Here is a 17,507-nt window from a genome sequence, read left to right on the forward strand (position 1 = left end):
CCGACGCGGTCCTGGCCTACATCGATGCGCACGGTCTTTACCGTGCGTCGAACTGAACAAGGCGTGCTTCACTGATACGGATCACCGTGTCGCCAAGCCGCCGAATACATGAGCAAAACGAGTTTTATATGACTGACAAAGACCAAACCAAAGTAAAGCGCAAAGGCACATTCAAGAGCGCCCCGCTGCCAGAGCCGGTCAACACCAACGAGCCGCTGAAAGGTGACGACCTGGTCAAGCTGGCCGTGGCTGCACTGGAAGACGTCAAGGCGCAAGATATCCAGATCATCGATGTTCGCGACAAGCAGAGCATCACTGACTACATGATCATCGCCACCGGTACTTCCAATCGCCAGATCAACGCGATGCTGGATAAGGTTCGCGAAGAAGTCAAAAAGCAGGGCGCCAAGCCGCTGGGCGAAGAAGGCAAGGGCGACAGCGACTGGGTGCTGCTCGACCTGGACCTGGTGATCGTGCACATGATGACCGCCTCGGCGCGTCAGTTCTACGACCTGGAACGCCTGTGGGCCGGTGCCGAGCAAAGCCGCGCGGCCGACGCCAAACACCACAGCCCGGAAAACACCCACGAGCATTTCACCAAGCTCAACAAAGACCAGCTCTAAGGGATCGCTGTGCGACTGCGACTGATCGCCGTCGGTTCACGCATGCCCAAGTGGGTGGAAGAAGGCTGGCATGAATATGCCAAGCGTCTTCCGTCCGAGCTGGCGCTGGAACTGGTGGAAATACCGCTCAATACCCGTGGCAAGAATGCTGACGTGGCTCGTTTCATCCGCCAGGAAGGCGAAGCCATGCTGGCCAAGGTCGGGCAGAACGAGCGGATCGTCACGCTGGAAGTCCACGGCAAACCCTGGAGTACCGAGCAACTGGCGGTCGAACTCGACCGTTGGCGGCTGGATTCGCGCACGGTCAATTTCATGGTTGGTGGCCCGGAAGGGCTGGCGCCGGAAGTCTGTGCTCGTGCCGATCAACGCTGGTCGTTGTCACCGCTGACGCTGCCGCATCCGCTGGTGCGGATTCTGATCGGCGAACAGTTGTACCGTGCCTGGACCGTGCTGTCCGGTCACCCTTACCACAAGTAAGCCTGCCCTCATGTCTCAGCCGATCCGCATCAAGGACCACGAAAAAGACGCACGCCTGGTGCGTAGCCGCGTCATATTCGGGGCCGTTGTGGTGGTGGCGCTGATCTGTGTGCTAATCGCACGGCTTTATTTCTTGCAGGTGATCCAGTACGAGTACCACTCGACCCTCTCGGAGAACAACCGCGTCCATGTGCAGCCGATCCCGCCGACGCGTGGGCTGATTTTCGACCGCAATGGCGTCGTGGTTGCCGACAACCGGCCAAGCTTCAGTCTGAGCATGACCCGCGAGCGCTCCGGCGACTGGCAGCAAGTGCTCGACGTGATCGTCGAAGTGCTAGGGCTGACGCCCGAAGACCGGGTGATCTTCGAGAAGCGCATGCGTCAGGGGCGTCGGCCGTTCGAGCCGGTACCGATCCTGTTCGAATTGACGGAGGAGCAGATCGCCCGCATCGCCGTGAACCAGTTCCGTCTGCCGGGCGTGGAAGTGATTGCGCAACTGGTCCGTCACTACCCGCAGGGCGCGCATTTTGCGCACTCGGTGGGTTACATGGGGCGGATCAACGAGAAAGAACTCAAAAGCCTCGACCCGGTCAACTACAGCGGCACCCATCACATCGGCAAGACCGGCATCGAGCGTTTCTACGAGCCGGAGTTACACGGTCAGGTGGGTTACGAGGAAGTCGAGACCAACGCCCGTGGTCGCGTCTTGCGTGTGCTCAAGCGGACCGATCCGATTCCCGGCAAGGACATCGTTCTGAGCCTGGACATCAAGTTGCAGGAAGCGGCCGAGGCGGCATTGGGCGGACGTCGCGGTGCGGTGGTCGCGCTCGATCCGAGAACTGGCGAAGTGCTGGCGATGGTCAGTCAGCCGAGTTTTGACCCGAACCTGTTCGTGACCGGGATCAGCTTCAAGGCATACGCCGAGTTGCGTGATTCCATTGACCGGCCTCTGTTCAACCGCGTGCTGCGCGGTCTGTACCCGCCGGGCTCGACGATCAAACCGGCGGTGGCGATTGCCGGCCTCGATTCAGGGGTTGTGACGGCGTCGAGCCGGGTGTTCGACCCGGGTTACTACATGCTGCCCAACTACGATCACAAATACCGCAACTGGAACCGCACCGGTGACGGCTTCGTCGACCTCGACACAGCGATCATGCGGTCCAACGACACCTACTTCTATGACTTGGCCCATAAGCTGGGCATTGATCGGCTGTCGGCTTACATGAACAAGTTCGGCATCGGCAAGAAGGTCTCGTTGGACATGTTCGAAGAATCCCCAGGCCTGATGCCTTCGCGTGAGTGGAAGCGGGCGACACGCAAGCAGGCGTGGTTCCCGGGCGAGACGCTGATCCTAGGGATCGGCCAGGGCTATATGCAAGCGACGCCGCTTCAGTTGGCCCAAGCCACGGCGCTGGTCGCGAACAAAGGCGTGTGGAACCGGCCGCACCTGGCCAAAACCCTCGAAGGGGTGAAACCGGTGGACGAAAACCCGATGCCGGACATTATCCTGCGTGACCCGTCGGACTGGAACAAGGTCAACCACGGCATGCAGCAGGTGATGCACGGTGCCCGGGGCACCGCGCGCAAAGCGGCAATCGGTGCGCAATACCGGATCGCCGGCAAATCGGGTACCGCTCAGGTGGTCGCGATCAAGCAGGGCGAGAAGTACGACCGCTCCAAGGTTCAGGAGCGCCATCGCGACCACGCGTTGTTCGTCGGTTTCGCCCCGGCCGACGATCCACGAATCGTCGTGTCGGTGATGGTTGAGAACGGTGAGTCCGGCTCCGGTGTTGCCGCGCCCGTCGTGCGTCAGGTCATGGACGCCTGGTTGCTGGATCAGGACGGACATTTGAAGGCCGAATACGCCAGTCCAATCAGTGCGGAGGCTACGGCCCGTGATGAATAACTTTGATCGCATGCTCTCCAGCGAGGATGTGATGCGTCGCCGCGCGACGTTGCTGCAAAAACTGCATATCGATGGCCCTTTGTTGATCCTGTTGCTGATTCTCGCCGCCGGCAGCCTGTTCGTGCTGTATTCGGCCAGCGGCAAGAACTGGGATCTGCTGGCCAAACAGGCCACTTCGTTCGGCATCGGTCTGGTGTCGATGATCGTCATCGCCCAGTTCGAACCGCGCTTCATGGCCCGTTGGGTGCCGCTCGGCTATGTGATCGGGGTGGTGCTGCTGATGGTGGTGGACATCATGGGCCACAACGCCATGGGCGCGACACGCTGGATCAACATTCCCGGGGTGATCCGCTTCCAGCCCTCCGAGTTCATGAAAATCCTCATGCCGGCGACCATCGCCTGGTATCTGTCGAAACGGACATTGCCGCCACAACTCAAGCATGTCGGCATCAGTTTGATGCTGATCGGTGTGCCGTTCATTCTGATCGTGCGTCAGCCGGACCTCGGTACTTCGCTGCTGATTCTGGCGGGCGGAGCGTTCGTGCTGTTCATGGGTGGGTTGCGCTGGCGCTGGATTCTCAGCGTATTGGCCGCCGCCGTACCCGTGGCGGTCGCCATGTGGTTTTTCATCATGCACGACTACCAGAAGCAACGAATCCTGACGTTCCTTGACCCGGAAAGCGATCCGCTCGGTACGGGCTGGAACATCATTCAGTCGAAAGCGGCGATCGGTTCCGGCGGCGTGTTCGGCAAGGGATGGCTGCTCGGCACCCAATCGCATCTGGACTTCCTGCCTGAAAGTCACACCGACTTCATCATTGCAGTACTTGGCGAAGAGTTCGGCCTGGTGGGCATTTGCGTACTGCTGCTGATCTATCTTTTGTTGATCGGCCGGGGGCTGGTGATCACGGCACAGGCACAAACATTGTTCGGCAAATTGCTCGCCGGTGCATTGACCATGACGTTTTTTGTTTACGTTTTCGTCAACATCGGTATGGTCAGTGGCCTGTTACCGGTTGTAGGGGTGCCGTTGCCGTTCATTAGCTACGGAGGAACTTCGCTGGTGACATTGCTGTCAGCGTTTGGGGTTTTGATGTCGATCCATACCCATCGCAAGTGGATCGCGCAGGTTTGAATAAGGTGAAGATTTCAATGCAAGTAATGCGTGGCTGGGCGACTCGATGCGCGCCGTGGGTTGGCCTGGTAGGCATCCTCGGTAGCGTGCAGGACGCGCTGGCCGGCGAATACGAAGGCTCGCCGCAGGTGGCCGAATTCGTCGGTGAAATGACCCGCGACTACGGCTTTGCCGGTGAGCAACTGATGGGTGTGTTTCGCGAGGCGCAGCGCAAGCAGTCGATTCTCGACGCCATCTCCCGTCCCGCCGAGCGGGTCAAACAATGGAAAGAATACCGTCCGATGTTCATCACGGACGCACGTATCGCCCGTGGTGTCGACTTCTGGCGTCAGCATGAGGCGACGCTGGCCCGTGCCGAACAGGAGTACGGCGTGCCGGCACAAGTCATCGTGTCGATCATTGGCGTTGAAACCTTTTTCGGACGTAATACCGGTAATTTCCGGGTGATCGACGCCTTGTCCACGCTCGGATTCGACTATCCTCCCCGTGCCGAATTTTTCCGCAAGGAACTGCGTGAGTTCCTGCTGCTGGCGCGTGAAGAGCAGGTCGATCCATTGACCCTGAAAGGCTCTTACGCAGGCGCCATGGGCCTGCCGCAGTTCATGCCGAGCAGCTTTCGCGCCTATGCGGTGGATTTCGACGGTGACGGTCACATCAATATCTGGACCAACCCGGATGATGCGATCGGCAGCGTCGCGAGTTATTTCAAGCGTCACGGTTGGGTCGCTGGCGAGCCAGTGGTCAGCCGTGCAGACGTACGTGGCGAGCAGGTCGATGAAGGCCTGACCACCGGTATCGAGCCGACGAAAACCGTTGGGGAGTTGCGAGCGCTGGGCTGGTCGAGTCATGATGCGCTGCGCGATGACATGCCAGTCACTGCATTTCGTCTCGAAGGCGAAAACGGCCCTGAATACTGGATGGGCCTGAAGAATTTTTACGCGATCACGCGTTATAACCGCAGCGTGATGTACGCCATGGCCGTACATCAACTGTCTGAACAGCTGGTAAAAGCACGGGGCGTCAAGTAATGCGGGCATTGCCTATCAACAAACCCCTGAAACTGGTGGCATTCACTGCGTTGGCGGTGCTGGTCGCCAGTTGTTCGACCAGCCGTTCACCGACTCAAAAGACATCGTCTACCGCTGTGCGCGCGCAGCCGGGTCTGGATATCAACCGGGCGCACAAAGACGGCGCGCCTTGGTGGGACGTCGATGTCTCGCGCATCCCGGATGCCACGCCGACCCTGCACACCGGCCCGTACAAGGCCAACCCTTACACGGTGCTGGGAAAAACCTATTTCCCGTTGCAAGAATCGAAGTCGTATGTCGCTTCTGGCACAGCGTCCTGGTATGGCACCAAGTTCCATGGCCAGAACACCGCCAACGGCGAGGTCTATGACCTGTACGGCATGAGTGCCGCCCACAAGACCTTGCCACTGCCAAGTTACGTTCGGGTGACCAATCTGGACAACAACAAGAGCGTGATTCTGCGGGTCAACGACCGCGGCCCGTTCTACTCCGACCGCATCATCGATTTGTCCTACGCTGCCGCCAAGAAGCTGGGGTACGCCGAAATCGGCACCGCGCGGGTCAAGGTCGAAGGCATTGATCCGCAACAATGGTGGGCTGCCAAGGGGCGTCCGGCACCTTTGATGCTCAACGAGCCGCAAGTCGCGCAAAATAGCGCCCCGGTGATCACGGCCTCGGCCGGCACCGTTGAGCAATGGACGCCGCCGGTGCAGCAACACGCCGCGGCCGTCGTGCCGGTTCAGCTCGATGCAAAAAAAAACGCTTCTGCACCAGCATCTGGCCAGTATCTGCAGGTGGGCGCGTTCGCCAACCCGGACGCTGCAGAGCTCCTGAGGGCGAAGCTCAGCGGGATGGTGAGCGCTCCGGTCTTCATCAGTTCGATCGTGCGCAATCAGCAGACCTTGCACCGGGTACGTCTGGGGCCGATCGGTTCGCCGGGTGAGATTGCCCAGGTACAGAACAGCGTCCGCCTGGCCAACCTTGGTTCGCCAAGTGTGGTTTCGGAGTAAGCAATACGCAGGACTTGATTGACGATTCACCAGCGATTGGGGGTGAATCAGGTTGTTGGCTCGTCGAAGAATAAAAGCCCGGCAAGGGTGACTGGAGTGAGCAACTGAACACGCGATGGCCCGTTAGAAGGCTGTCTGAATAGTTTTGCCCTAGGGCAAGTTTCCATTAGCGATTTCGAGAGACGGATGAACATCACCACCTTTGCCAAACGCCTGTGTCTGCTAGTCCCGCTGCTCCTCTCGCCCGCCGCCTTTGCGGCCGAGATGATGCCGTCGCCCCCTCAACTGGCCGCCAAAGCCTACGTCCTGATGGACGCCAGCAGCGGCAATGTGCTGGTAGAGAACAACGGTGATCAGCGTCTGCCACCGGCCAGCCTGACCAAACTGATGACGGCATACATCGCTACGCTGGAAATCCGTCGCGGCCAGATCGGTGAAAACGATCCGGTGACCGTCAGCGAAAACGCCTGGCGCACCGGCGGCTCGCGGATGTTCATCAAGGTGGGTTCGCAGGTCACTGTCAGCGACCTGCTGCACGGCATCATCATTCAGTCCGGCAACGACGCCAGTGTGGCGCTGTCCGAGCACATCGCCGGCAGCGAAGACGCCTTCGCCGACCTGATGAACAAAACCGCTTCAGAACTGGGCATGACCAATTCCCACTTCATGAACCCGACCGGTCTGCCGAATCCTGAGCACTATTCGTCGGCTCATGACATGGCGATCCTGGCTCGCGCGATCATCCACGAAGACCCGGCCCACTATGCGATCTATTCGCAGAAAGAGTTCTTCTGGAATGGCATCAAGCAGCCTAACCGCAACCTGCTGCTGTGGCGTGACAAGACCGTTGACGGTCTGAAAACCGGTCACACCGAAGAAGCCGGCTACTGCATGGTGTCCTCGGCTGTACGCGACGGCCAGCGCCTGATCGCCGTGGTGTTCGGCACCAACAGCGAAGTGGCTCGCGCCGCTGAAACCCAGAAGCTGCTGACCTACGGTTTCCGCTTCTTTGAAACCCAGACCTTCTATCAGAAAGGTACTGAACTGGCTCAGGCCCCGGTGTGGAAAGGCACCACCAATCAAGTCAAGGCCGGCCTGGCTGAAGACCTGACCATGACCCTGCCCAAAGGCCAGCTGAAGAAGCTTGCGGCCAGCATGACCATGAACCCACAACTGACCGCGCCCATCGCCAAGGGCGACGTGATCGGTAAAGTCGAAGTGAAACTGGAAGACAAGGTTGTGCACAGCGCCGACCTGATCGCTCTGGACGCTGTCGAGGAGGGTGGTATCTTCCGCCGCATGTGGGATAGCATCCGTCTATTCTTCTACGGCTTGTTCAACTGATTTAGTGTTGACCTGCATGGCCCTGCTCCGATCCGGTGCGGGGCCATGCGCGTTACCACGGCTTAAGAGGCCGTTACGCCATGACCGATACCGAAGTAAAGGCGCCAAAGATCGAATTTCCCCAGACTGATTACCCGATCAAGGTGATCAGCGACACTGGCGTTGGCAACAAAGACAAGATCATCGCAATCGTCACAAAGCACGCGACCATCAATGATGAGCGTATCGACGAACGTCAAAGCACCAACGGCAAATACACGACTATCCAGTTGCACATCATCGCCACCGGTCAAGAACAGCTGTACGACATTAACAGCGAGTTGCGTGCGACCGGTTTTGTGCACATGGTGCTGTGATGTCTGGCACGCTGGGCTTTCGTGAGCTCGGCCAGATGGCTTACGAGCCGGTCTGGCATGCCATGCAACGCTTAACCAACGAACGCGGCAGCGATGCCGCTGACGAAATCTGGCTGGTCGAGCACCCTCCGGTGTTCACTCAGGGCCAGGCCGGCAAGGCCGAACACTTGTTGCTGCCGGGGGACATCCCGGTGGTGCAGGTCGATCGCGGCGGGCAAGTGACCTATCATGGCCCTGGCCAATTGGTGGCTTACTTGCTGCTGGATGTACGCAAGCTGGGTTTCGGCGTGCGTGATCTGGTGAGTCGCATGGAGCTTTGCCTGATCGAACTGCTGGCCAGCTACGGGGTGACCGCCGCGGCCAAGCCAGACGCTCCCGGCGTGTACGTCGATGGCGCGAAAATCGCTTCTCTGGGTTTGCGGATCCGCCACGGTTGTTCCTTTCATGGCCTGGCTCTGAACGTGGATATGAACCTGGAACCGTTTCGACGGATTAATCCCTGCGGCTATGCCGGGCTGGCGATGACCCAGCTGAGCGATCACGCAGGATCGATAGAATTTGCCGAGGTAAGTGCCCGGCTGCGCGCGCAGCTCGTCAAACACCACGACTATGCAGACCAGACGACCCTGACGGGCGGAATCGACTGAGATGACTACAGATGCAGTGCACACCATGATCCCGACGCTCGACGTGACCGAGCGCCCGGCCCCGCGTCCCAAGGTTGAAGCCGGCGTCAAGCTGCGCGGCGCCGAAAAGGTTGCACGCATTCCGGTAAAGATCATTCCAACCACCGAACTGCCGAAGAAGCCTGACTGGATTCGTGTACGCATCCCGGTTTCCCCGGAAGTCGACCGCATCAAGAGCCTGCTGCGCAAACACAAGCTGCACAGTGTCTGCGAAGAAGCATCCTGCCCGAACCTGGGCGAGTGCTTCTCCGGTGGCACCGCGACGTTCATGATCATGGGTGACATCTGCACCCGTCGCTGCCCGTTCTGCGACGTTGGCCACGGTCGTCCGAAACCACTGGACGTCAACGAGCCGCAAAGCCTGGCCATCGCCATCGCCGACCTGAAGCTCAAGTACGTGGTGATCACTTCGGTTGACCGCGACGACCTGCGCGACGGCGGTGCCCAGCACTTTGCCGACTGCATCCGCGAGATCCGCAAGCTGTCGCCGAACGTGCAACTGGAAACCCTGGTCCCTGATTACCGTGGCCGCATGGACGTCGCCCTTGAGATCACTGCAGCCGAGCCGCCGGATGTGTTCAACCACAACCTCGAAACCGTGCCGCGCCTGTACAAGGCCGCACGCCCGGGTTCGGACTACCAGTGGTCGCTGACCCTGCTGCAACGCTTCAAGCAGATGATGCCGCACATCCCGACCAAATCCGGCCTGATGCTGGGCCTGGGCGAAACCGACGAAGAAGTCATCGAAGTCATGAAGCGCATGCGCGAACACGACATCGACATGCTGACCCTGGGCCAGTACCTGCAACCGTCGCGCAGCCACTTGCCGGTGCAGCGTTTCGTGCACCCGGACACCTTCGCCTGGTTCGCCGAAGAAGGTTACAAGATGGGCTTCAAGAATGTTGCGTCGGGTCCGTTGGTGCGGTCTTCGTACCACGCTGACGAGCAGGCGAAGCTGGTCAAGGCTGAGCTGCTGGGTTCCTGATCCGGCGCTGATAGCGTCTAAAAAATACCCGCCTCGGCGGGTATTTTTGTTTGGGCCTGCCGCGCACTCTTTTGTTTGTCTTTGTACCTGACTACTGTGTGTATGAGTTCACAGGGAGACCATGGATGACCGTTCGACCGACCCACACCCTTTTTCCGCATAAACCCGTACCGGCGCTGCCATCCGAAGGGCTGATTGGCGTGATTGCCCCTGCCGGCCCCGGCGCACTGGACACTGACAAGGCTGTGCAGTGGATGCGTGCCCGCGGCTATGCGCTGAAAGTATTTCCCGGTGTCTACGAGAAGGACGGCTATCTGGCCGGCAGCGATGACGTGCGTCTCAACGACCTGCACGCCGCTTTCGCCGATCCTGAAGTCGACGCGATCATCTGCTTGCGCGGCGGCTACGGTACACCGCGCCTGCTGGACCGGATTGATTTCGACCTGTTGGGCCGTCATGCCAAGCCGTTTGTCGGCTACAGCGACATCACCGCACTGCATCTGGCGATCAGCCGCTACGCCGGGTTCGTGACCTTTCACGGGCCGTTGCTCAATGCCGACCTGCTGGGCGACAAGGAGCCGCCGACCGTCACCTCATTCTTCGCCATGCTGCGCGGTCAGTTGAAGGCGGGCAGCGTGATGGGCCACCCGGTGGCCTATCCATTGACCACCGTCGAACCCGGCATCGCTCACGGGCGTTTACTCGGCGGCAATCTGGCGATGATTGCCTCGACGCTGGGCACACCTTACGAAATCGATGTAGAAGGGGTGATTCTGCTGATCGAGGACGTCAACGAACCGCTGTATCGCATCGACCGCTTGCTCACGCAGATGCGTCTGGCCGGCAAGCTGGCCAAATTGCGCGGTGTGCTGGTCGGTGATGTCGCGGGGGTGGATACCGACGCGTTGAACCGCTTGCTCAAGCAGACGTTCGAACCATTGCGGATACCGGTGTTGTCGGGATGGCGCAGCGGGCATTGTGATCCGAACCTGACGCTACCGATGGGGGCTTTGGTGCGGCTGGATGCGGGGAAAAAAGAACTGATGCTGGAGCAGGATGTGGTTGTCCGTCGGTAGATAAGCACCGCCAGTCAATCAGCCTTCGCGAGAAAGCCCGCTCCCACATTCGACCGAATTCGCGCTATGAGAATGCAGTCAAGTGTGGGAGCGGGCTTGCTCGCGAAAGCGATATGCGCCTTGCGAAAATCTGACTACTGGGTACGAAGGCTCTCAAGCAGCTTGTGCGTCGGATACCCGTCCGCCGGCCAGCCAAATGCCTGCTGCGCACTGCGGATCGCCTTGCGGGTATTGGCGCCGATGATCCCGTCCGCCGTACCGGCATCGTAATTGCGCGCACTCAGCAAGCTTTGCAGCTCAACCCGCTCGGTACGGCTCAATGGCAGATCATCTTTTGGCCAGGTGCCGTTGATCAAACCGCCACCACTGAAGCGCTCCGACAACAGGCTGACCGCCAGTGCATAGGACGACGAGTTGTTGTACTTGAGGATCGCCCGGAAGTTATCGAGGATCAGGAATGCCGGGCCACGATAGCCGGCCGGCAGCAGCAGGGCGGCAGACAGTTGTTCGGTACCTGCGGGCACTTGACCACCATTGGGCATGATCACGCCCAGTTGACGCCACTCAGCCACGCTTTTGCGAATGGCACCGTCAGCGAGCGTGTAATTGAAGCTGCCTGGGAGTTGTACTTCAAAGCCCCACGGCTGACCATGCTGCCAGCCGGAGCTTTGCAGGTAATGTGCAGTCGAGGCCAGCGCGTCGGCCGGACTACCCCAGATGTCGCGGCGACCGTCACCGTCGAAATCCACGGCGTGGGTGTTGTAGGTGGTCGGGATGAACTGGGTCTGTCCCATCGCGCCAGCCCATGAACCGAGCATTTTCTCTGGCGTGATATCACCCTGTTGCAGAATCTGCAGGGCGGCGATCAATTGCGCATGGGCAAAGCCCGGCCGACGGCCTTCGTAAGCGAGGGTGGCCAACGAATTGATGACCGACTTGCTGCCCTGGAACTGACCGAAGTTGCTTTCCATCCCCCACACCGACACCAGCGCCTGACGATCCACGCCATAACGCTGTTCGATGCTTTGCAGAATGTCGGCGTACTGGTTGATCAGCGCTTGGCCTTTGCGCACTCGCAGCGGCGACAGCGCGCCGTCCAGGTATTCCCATACGGGGCGTGAGAACTCCGGCTGACTGCGGTCGGCGCGAATAACGCTGGCGTCGAAGCTGACATTGGCAAACGCGCGATCAAACAGATCGGCGCGGATCCCGGCGGCCAGCGCATCCTTGCGGAAACCGGCCTGCCATTCGGCAAAGGTCTGGGTCGGCTGAAGATCGAGAGGGTCGGCGGACGGCACTACCGGCGGGATGATCGCTGGGGCCGTGGCGACAGGGGCGGCTTGGAGAGGTTGGGCGTCGGCGGCGGTGGGTTTTTCAGCGCAGGCGACAAGCAGGATGAAGCTTGTGGCGGCGATCAATTGGCGAACGGGCCAACGACGGGAAAGACTGAAGGGCATGCACAGTTCCAGGGGATACGAATCAGGTGCAGACCTTAACATGCCTGCGGAATGAAGCGGTTATCGGTCAGGTATTTGGACGAGGTCTATTTAGCCGGCTAATCACCATATGCCCTGAATTAGCGGGGCGCAACTGTCATTTCTATCAGCTATTCAGCAGTGTTTTTCCTCGATTCAATAGCCCATGCCGGCAGGATTGTGGTGGTTTGAATTTCTCGATCACTGCCTCTTGACGCACGTTGACGAGGAATTTCATATGAAAGGTAAAGCGCTTTTACTGCTGTTTCTTTTGCTGGCAGGGTGCTCTGTAAAAGGCCCTTCGCAGGAGCCTGTTCAAACTCAGCTGGGCGTACAGACTGCTACAGCGTTAGCCACCAGCGGCCCGGAAGTAGCCTCCGAATTGACGAGGCGTTATAGCGATACCACCACTCTTCGATGTGATGGTGTGGACTCCAGACCTGCCTTTCTTTGCAGTGGTATTTTGCTGCGTGGAACGGCCACTGCAGCCGGCTTTGATGTCTGGGATCCTAGCCCCACCGCTGAAAGGGTGGGAGGTACCTCATTTTCGTTTGTCCGCTCAGACTACAAAATGAAAAGACTGGCCATGAATTACAAGAAAGGACTGATTTTCTATCCTGTTTTGAAAACACCGTCAGGCAAACTCAAGATTGAAGTTCTGTGCTTCTTTCCCGTGGACGGGGATTCTGATCATCGTAGTGATCGGGGTTGTGGCGGGATTTCCGGCTATCCCTCAACCGTTGCCTGCGCTGCCCAAGGCATCAATACCCCTGAAAAATGGGCAGAGAATTACAACAAGCATGCTGTTCCTAGTCACAACAGGGCAGGTGTATGCAGTTTTGATGTCAGAGATTCGGCTAATACGCTGGCGGGCCCCAATTTTGTAAAGGGGATGCAGGCAGGACGTCTGGTGACGCCAAGAGCTTTTGACATACCCAATGACGTGAAAATGACGACCTGGGCAAAGGGGCAGGCGAAAGTCTTGCCAATTGAGGCGTTCTTTTACGTGATTGTCGGAAACACATCGGGCTTGGCGGAAGTCCAGAGGGATCAGCGCCGATTCAAAGAGCTCACTGGTGAAACGCTGCCTATTATCAAAGTAACAATGCCGGCAACGCTGGCCGATAGAGTGACGTTTGCGTTTCAGGCGCAAGATCAGGCGGTGAATTGATTATCCGTTTCAAGCAGCCAGAAAGTAAGAAGCCTCCCAGCTGTCAGACTGGAAGGCTTCGCGGCGGTAGCTGCCTTTCCCCTTGGTTGGTCGTTCCTGGCGGCTGCGGAACAGGGGTTGGGCGATGATGGATTTGGCCTTGTTCGGGCCATGTTTCGATGGCTTTTTGCTCATGACGGATCTCTCGGTGGGTGGGTGTTGCGGGGCGAATAATCTGCCGATGTTGGACGTCTGTCCAGTCTCTGTTGTGTAGGAATGTTCTGATGCTTTCGCGAGCAAGCCCGCTCCCACATTCGACCGAATTCGCGCTATGAGAATGCAGTCAAGTGTGGGAGCGGTCTTGCTCGCGAAGGGCCGTTGTGCGGTTGAACGACTTACTCGGCAGGCAACGAAAGGCGCTGACCGGCCATCAACAACGCCAATCGGCTCAGGCTCATCCACGGCGACCCGGCAGCCTGGCCCTTGATCTGCGCATCGATGCGCTGGGCTTCGAGCAACAACTGCGCCCAGCGTTGCGCCGAGTAGCGTTGCAGGGCTTTGCTCATCAAGGGTTTGCGCTTGTCCCAGACCGGCGGTTTCGCCTGGCTGAAGCACTTGTCCAGCGGCGTGCCCTGGCTGTACTGCAGCGAGATATTGGCCAGCAGGCGCAGCTCTCGCGCCAATGCCCAGAGAATCACTGGCGGTTCGACACCTTCACCGCGCAGCCCTTCGAGCATGCGCAAGGCGTGAGCCGGTTCGCCGTTGAGCACGGCGTCGGTCAAGCCAAACACGTCGAAGCGGGCACTGTCCGCGACAGCGGCTTGCACCGTTTCGACGGTGATTTGCCCACCTTCGGCCATCAGTTTGAGCTTTTCGATTTCCTGCGCGGCGGCGAGCAAGTTGCCCTCCACGCGTGCGGCAATCAGTTCGACGGCGTCCTGGCTGGCCGACAATCCGGCCTGAGACAGGCGCTGACGAATCCAGCTCGGCAGTTGATTGGCATCCACTGGCCAGATCTGAATGAACTGGGTCTGCTGGCCTTCGACCAGCGCCTTGCCCCACTTGGTCTTCTGCGCGCTGCCATCGAGCTTGGGCAGGCTGATCAGCAGCACGGTGTCTTCAGCGGGACGCGAGCAGTATTCGATGAACGCAGCCGCGCCCTTGTCACCGGGTTTGCCTGATGGCAGGCGCAGTTCCAGCAGGCGCTTTTCAGCGAACAACGACATGCTGGCACCGGCCTGCAACAACGAGCCCCAGTCGAAATTGGCGTCGGCGGCAAATACCTGACGTTCGTCAAAACCTTGTTGGCGGGCAGCACGGCGGATGGCGTCGGCGGCTTCCTGACACAGCAGCGGGTCATCTCCGCTGATGATGTAGACCGGCGCAAGGGAGCCCTGCAGGTGTTTGCTGAGTTGAGCGGGAGCGAGCTTCATAAGATCGGTCGAACGGGGCGCCTGAGCGCCCCGAACGTCTTACTGCTGCGGTACTTCGAGCGGCGACTGACGCGGGGTCTGCGCTTCAGCCTTTTGCGCCGCTTCGAGCGCGTCGGCTTCTGCCTTGGCCCGGTCATTGGCGGCTTGCTGCAGTTGCTGCAGTTGGTCCGGAGTCAGCTGTTGCAGGCGCAGCATCATGCGCTGAACCAGTTCGCGACGGGTCTCGCGACGGGCGTCGTTGGCTTCCTGATCGGAGCCGACGAGGTTGTTGCCGTCGTGAATGAACACTTTCTGCACTTCAAGCTTGTCGCTCAGCAGCGAAAGGTTTTTGTCACCACGGATGTCGTAGCTCAGGACAGTGCTGACCTGATACTCGCCCGTACGACCGGCACCGGCGTAGCTGAGGATGCGCTGGCTTTCCTGCTCGTCAGCCAGATAGAGCTTGTACGGCGCGCCGCTGTAAACCTTGACGCCGCTGGACTCCAGTACCTGACGCAGTTGCGTGACGGTATCGCCGTAGGCGTTGCGGGCACTCAGGTCGAGTTCCTTGATCGCCAGTTCGTTGGTGCCGGTACCGCGCAGCTGGAAACCACAGGCGCTCAACAGGACGGCGAGGCCCATCACCAGCAGATTGCGTTTGATCATTGTGTTGCTCCCCTTGAAACCAGGTGGGCCGACCGTGCGACCCGAAAGGTTTTACTCGGCGCCAGGCGAACCTGACGCCCGATCCAATTAGCTGGCGACAATATTGACCAGTTTCCCGGGCACTACGATCACTTTACGAATAGTCAGGCCGTCGACAAAACGCAGCACGTTTTCGTTGGCGCGCGCTGCCGCTTCGACTTCTTCACGGGTTGCGCTGGCCGGCATGTCGATCTGGCCACGCAGCTTGCCGTTCACTTGAATGACCAGTTGCAGGCTGTCCTGTACCAGCGCGCTGTCATCCACCGCCGGCCAGCCAGCGTCGATCACGGCGTCAGCGTGACCCAGCTGATTCCACAACTCATGGCTGATGTGCGGCGTGATCGGAGCCAGCAGCAGTGTGACGGCTTCCAGGCCTTCGTGAATCAGTGCGCGATCCTGTTCGGTGCCTTGCGCGGCTTTTTCCAGCACGTTCATCAGCGTCATCACTTGAGCGATGGCGGTGTTGAATTTGTGGTTCTGGCCGACGTCGTGGCTGGCCTGTTTGATGGCCAGGTGGATCGCACGGCGAACGGCTTTCTGCTCGTCGTTCAGGCTGGCGATGTCCAGTTTGCCCGGCAGGCCCTGAGTAACGTGGGCTTGAGCCAGACGCCAAACGCGCTTGAGGAAACGGTGTGAACCCTCTACGCCGGAGTCGGACCATTCAGCGCTCATGTCAGGCGGCGAGGCGAACATCATGAACAGGCGGCAGGTATCTGCGCCGAACTGATCGATCATCGACTGTGGGTCGACGCCGTTGTTCTTGGACTTGGCCATCTTCTCGGTGCCGCCGATTTCCACCGGCAGGCCGTCGGATTTGAGCTTGGCGCTGATGACCTTGGCTTTGCTGTCACGTTCGAGTTCGACGTCCGCCGGATTGAACCAGGTGTAAGCGCCATTGGCTTCGCGGCGGTAGTAAGTCTCGGCGATCACCATGCCCTGGGTCAGCAGGTTCTTGAACGGCTCGTTGGAGCTCACCAGACCTTCGTCACGCATCAGCTTGTGGAAGAAGCGCGCGTAGAGCAGGTGCAGGATGGCGTGTTCGATGCCGCCGATGTACTGATCTACCGGCAGCCAGTGGTCGGCTGCGGATTTTTCGACCAGGCCACCTTCAAAGTGTGGCGAAGCGTAACGGGCGTAGTACCACGACGACTCGACGAAGGTGTCCATGGTGTCGGTTTCACGCTTGGCAGGCTGGCCGCATTTCGGGCAGGTGCACTCGAAAAACTCGGGCATGCGCGCCAGTGGCGAACCAGCGCCGTCCGGCACCACGTCTTCCGGCAGGACGACAGGCAGTTGATCTTCCGGTACCGGTACGTCACCGCACGCATCGCAGTGGATGATCGGGATCGGGCAGCCCCAGTAGCGCTGACGGCTGATGCCCCAGTCGCGCAGGCGGAACTGGGTGCGCGAGGCGCCGAGCTCTTTCTTGATCAGGGCCACTTCCATGGCGTCGAACGCGCCAGCGAAGTCCAGGCCATCGAATTCGCCGGAATTGATCAGGGTGCCGTGCTCGCCGTAGGCGTCTTGCCACGGGGCCGGGTTGGTCTCGCCGGAGCTGGTACGCACGACCGATTTGATCGGCAGGTTGTACTTGTGGGCGAACTCGAAATCACGCTCGTCGTGAGCCGGCACCGCCATGACCGCACCGTCGCCGTAGTGCATCAGCACATAGTTGGCGACCCATACCGGCAGTTTTTCGCCAGTCAGCGGGTGCTCGACGAACAGGCCGGTCGGCAGGCCTTTTTTCTCTTGAGTGGCGACGTCGGCTTCAGCGACGCTGCCGCCCTTGCATTCGGCGATGAACGCTTGCAGCGCTGGGTTGTTCTGCGCAGCCAGAGTGGCCAGATGATGCTCGGCAGCCACGGCGACGTAGGTCGCGCCCATCAGGGTGTCCGGACGGGTGGTGAAGACTTTGAGCGTGCCGGCTTCGCCGATGGAGTCGACGTTGTACGGGAACTGCACTTCCATGCCGCGGGATTTGCCGATCCAGTTGCGCTGCATGGTCTTGACCTGTTCCGGCCAGCCAGTCAGTTCGTCGAGGCTCTCCAGCAGCTCATCCGCGTACGCGGTTATCTTGAAGTAGTACATCGGGATTTCGCGCTTTTCGATCAGCGCGCCGGAACGCCAGCCGCGACCGAC

Annotated in this window: 17 protein-coding genes; 12 read left to right on the top strand and 5 right to left on the bottom strand. The window is 59.6% G+C overall.

Annotation, left to right across the window (positions count from 1 at the left end; translation table 11 throughout):
- Positions 1 to 128 precede the first annotated feature (128 nt).
- From rsfS to ACIOWA_RS24835, 11 genes are all read left to right on the top strand, one after another.
- Entirely contained in the window at positions 129 to 623 is a 495-nt protein-coding gene (rsfS, locus tag ACIOWA_RS24785; RefSeq protein WP_187678819.1) for a ribosome silencing factor, read from the top strand.
- 9 nt (positions 624 to 632) lie between these two features.
- A complete protein-coding gene (gene rlmH / locus ACIOWA_RS24790; protein WP_009051038.1) occupies positions 633 to 1,100 on the top strand; it encodes a 23S rRNA (pseudouridine(1915)-N(3))-methyltransferase RlmH in 468 nt (155 codons plus the stop codon).
- A gap of 10 nt (positions 1,101 to 1,110) precedes the next feature.
- Positions 1,111 to 3,006: a penicillin-binding protein 2 gene (gene mrdA, locus ACIOWA_RS24795; RefSeq protein WP_339431348.1), complete on the top strand. Its 1,896-nt coding sequence runs from the start codon at positions 1,111 to 1,113 to the stop codon at positions 3,004 to 3,006.
- A 31-nt stretch (positions 3,007 to 3,037) separates the two neighbouring features.
- Positions 3,038 to 4,141, top strand: a complete 1,104-nt coding sequence (rodA, locus tag ACIOWA_RS24800; RefSeq protein WP_221730279.1) for a rod shape-determining protein RodA — start codon at positions 3,038 to 3,040, stop codon at positions 4,139 to 4,141.
- A 17-nt stretch (positions 4,142 to 4,158) separates the two neighbouring features.
- Complete coding sequence (gene mltB / locus ACIOWA_RS24805; protein ID WP_339464725.1) at positions 4,159 to 5,169, top strand: lytic murein transglycosylase B; 1,011 nt, start codon at positions 4,159 to 4,161, stop codon at positions 5,167 to 5,169.
- Complete coding sequence (locus ACIOWA_RS24810) at positions 5,169 to 6,179, top strand: septal ring lytic transglycosylase RlpA family protein (RefSeq protein WP_339431350.1); 1,011 nt, start codon at positions 5,169 to 5,171, stop codon at positions 6,177 to 6,179. The genes mltB and ACIOWA_RS24810 overlap by 1 nt, the downstream gene beginning before the upstream one ends.
- A 186-nt stretch (positions 6,180 to 6,365) precedes the next feature.
- On the top strand, positions 6,366 to 7,523 hold the full coding sequence (locus tag ACIOWA_RS24815) for a D-alanyl-D-alanine carboxypeptidase family protein (RefSeq protein WP_221730187.1): 1,158 nt from the start codon (positions 6,366 to 6,368) through the stop codon (positions 7,521 to 7,523).
- Between the two features lie 80 nt (positions 7,524 to 7,603).
- Positions 7,604 to 7,879 (top strand): DUF493 domain-containing protein, encoded by a 276-nt coding sequence (locus ACIOWA_RS24820; RefSeq protein WP_221730186.1) that lies wholly within the window; start codon positions 7,604 to 7,606, stop codon positions 7,877 to 7,879.
- Positions 7,879 to 8,526, top strand: coding sequence for a lipoyl(octanoyl) transferase LipB (gene lipB, locus ACIOWA_RS24825; RefSeq protein ID WP_401162406.1), 648 nt, complete (start codon positions 7,879 to 7,881; stop codon positions 8,524 to 8,526). Before ACIOWA_RS24820 ends, lipB begins: the two co-directional genes overlap by 1 nt.
- Before the next feature lie 25 nt (positions 8,527 to 8,551).
- A complete protein-coding gene (lipA, locus tag ACIOWA_RS24830; RefSeq protein ID WP_167394918.1) occupies positions 8,552 to 9,550 on the top strand; it encodes a lipoyl synthase in 999 nt (332 codons plus the stop codon).
- A 125-nt stretch (positions 9,551 to 9,675) separates the two neighbouring features.
- Entirely contained in the window at positions 9,676 to 10,626 is a 951-nt protein-coding gene (locus ACIOWA_RS24835; protein WP_401162408.1) for an LD-carboxypeptidase, read from the top strand.
- 134 nt (positions 10,627 to 10,760) lie between these two features.
- On the opposite strand, the gene ACIOWA_RS24840 is transcribed toward ACIOWA_RS24835, so the two are convergent.
- Complete coding sequence (locus tag ACIOWA_RS24840; protein WP_339464724.1) at positions 10,761 to 12,083, bottom strand: lytic murein transglycosylase; 1,323 nt, start codon at positions 12,081 to 12,083, stop codon at positions 10,761 to 10,763.
- A 256-nt stretch (positions 12,084 to 12,339) separates the two neighbouring features.
- Here ACIOWA_RS24840 and ACIOWA_RS24845 point away from each other — a divergent pair, with 256 nt between their 5' ends.
- Positions 12,340 to 13,272: a hypothetical protein gene (locus ACIOWA_RS24845; protein WP_339431353.1), complete on the top strand. Its 933-nt coding sequence runs from the start codon at positions 12,340 to 12,342 to the stop codon at positions 13,270 to 13,272.
- Positions 13,273 to 13,281: 9 nt separating this feature from the next.
- On the opposite strand, the gene arfA is transcribed toward ACIOWA_RS24845, so the two are convergent.
- The 4 genes from arfA to leuS form a co-directional block, all read right to left on the bottom strand.
- Positions 13,282 to 13,446, bottom strand: coding sequence for an alternative ribosome rescue factor ArfA (gene arfA / locus ACIOWA_RS24850; RefSeq protein WP_003228536.1), 165 nt, complete (start codon positions 13,444 to 13,446; stop codon positions 13,282 to 13,284).
- 200 nt (positions 13,447 to 13,646) lie between these two features.
- The gene (gene holA / locus ACIOWA_RS24855) at positions 13,647 to 14,684 is read right to left on the bottom strand and encodes a DNA polymerase III subunit delta (protein ID WP_401162411.1); all 1,038 of its coding nucleotides are present in this window, start codon (positions 14,682 to 14,684) and stop codon (positions 13,647 to 13,649) included.
- Between the two features lie 39 nt (positions 14,685 to 14,723).
- A complete protein-coding gene (lptE, locus tag ACIOWA_RS24860) occupies positions 14,724 to 15,329 on the bottom strand; it encodes an LPS assembly lipoprotein LptE (protein ID WP_221730181.1) in 606 nt (201 codons plus the stop codon).
- Between the two features lie 87 nt (positions 15,330 to 15,416).
- On the bottom strand, positions 15,417 to 17,507 hold a 2,091-nt coding region (gene leuS, locus ACIOWA_RS24865; protein ID WP_401162413.1), incomplete at its 5' end, for a leucine--tRNA ligase.

The organism is Pseudomonas sp. NPDC087614 (genome assembly GCF_044743485.1).
Lineage (GTDB): Bacteria > Pseudomonadota > Gammaproteobacteria > Pseudomonadales > Pseudomonadaceae > Aquipseudomonas > Aquipseudomonas baetica_A.

Coding starts and splice junctions, on each gene's coding strand:
- rsfS (WP_187678819.1), top strand. CDS start 129: ATGACTGACAAAGACCAAACCAAAGTAAAGCGCAAAGGCACATTCAAG.
- mrdA (WP_339431348.1), top strand. CDS start 1,111: ATGTCTCAGCCGATCCGCATCAAGGACCACGAAAAAGACGCACGCCTG.
- rodA (WP_221730279.1), top strand. CDS start 3,038: ATGCGTCGCCGCGCGACGTTGCTGCAAAAACTGCATATCGATGGCCCT.
- mltB (WP_339464725.1), top strand. CDS start 4,159: ATGCAAGTAATGCGTGGCTGGGCGACTCGATGCGCGCCGTGGGTTGGC.
- ACIOWA_RS24810 (WP_339431350.1), top strand. CDS start 5,169: ATGCGGGCATTGCCTATCAACAAACCCCTGAAACTGGTGGCATTCACT.
- ACIOWA_RS24815 (WP_221730187.1), top strand. CDS start 6,366: ATGAACATCACCACCTTTGCCAAACGCCTGTGTCTGCTAGTCCCGCTG.
- ACIOWA_RS24820 (WP_221730186.1), top strand. CDS start 7,604: ATGACCGATACCGAAGTAAAGGCGCCAAAGATCGAATTTCCCCAGACT.
- lipB (WP_401162406.1), top strand. CDS start 7,879: ATGTCTGGCACGCTGGGCTTTCGTGAGCTCGGCCAGATGGCTTACGAG.
- lipA (WP_167394918.1), top strand. CDS start 8,552: ATGATCCCGACGCTCGACGTGACCGAGCGCCCGGCCCCGCGTCCCAAG.
- ACIOWA_RS24835 (WP_401162408.1), top strand. CDS start 9,676: ATGACCGTTCGACCGACCCACACCCTTTTTCCGCATAAACCCGTACCG.
- ACIOWA_RS24840 (WP_339464724.1), bottom strand. CDS start 12,083: ATGCCCTTCAGTCTTTCCCGTCGTTGGCCCGTTCGCCAATTGATCGCC.
- ACIOWA_RS24845 (WP_339431353.1), top strand. CDS start 12,340: ATGAAAGGTAAAGCGCTTTTACTGCTGTTTCTTTTGCTGGCAGGGTGC.
- arfA (WP_003228536.1), bottom strand. CDS start 13,446: ATGAGCAAAAAGCCATCGAAACATGGCCCGAACAAGGCCAAATCCATC.
- holA (WP_401162411.1), bottom strand. CDS start 14,684: ATGAAGCTCGCTCCCGCTCAACTCAGCAAACACCTGCAGGGCTCCCTT.
- lptE (WP_221730181.1), bottom strand. CDS start 15,329: ATGATCAAACGCAATCTGCTGGTGATGGGCCTCGCCGTCCTGTTGAGC.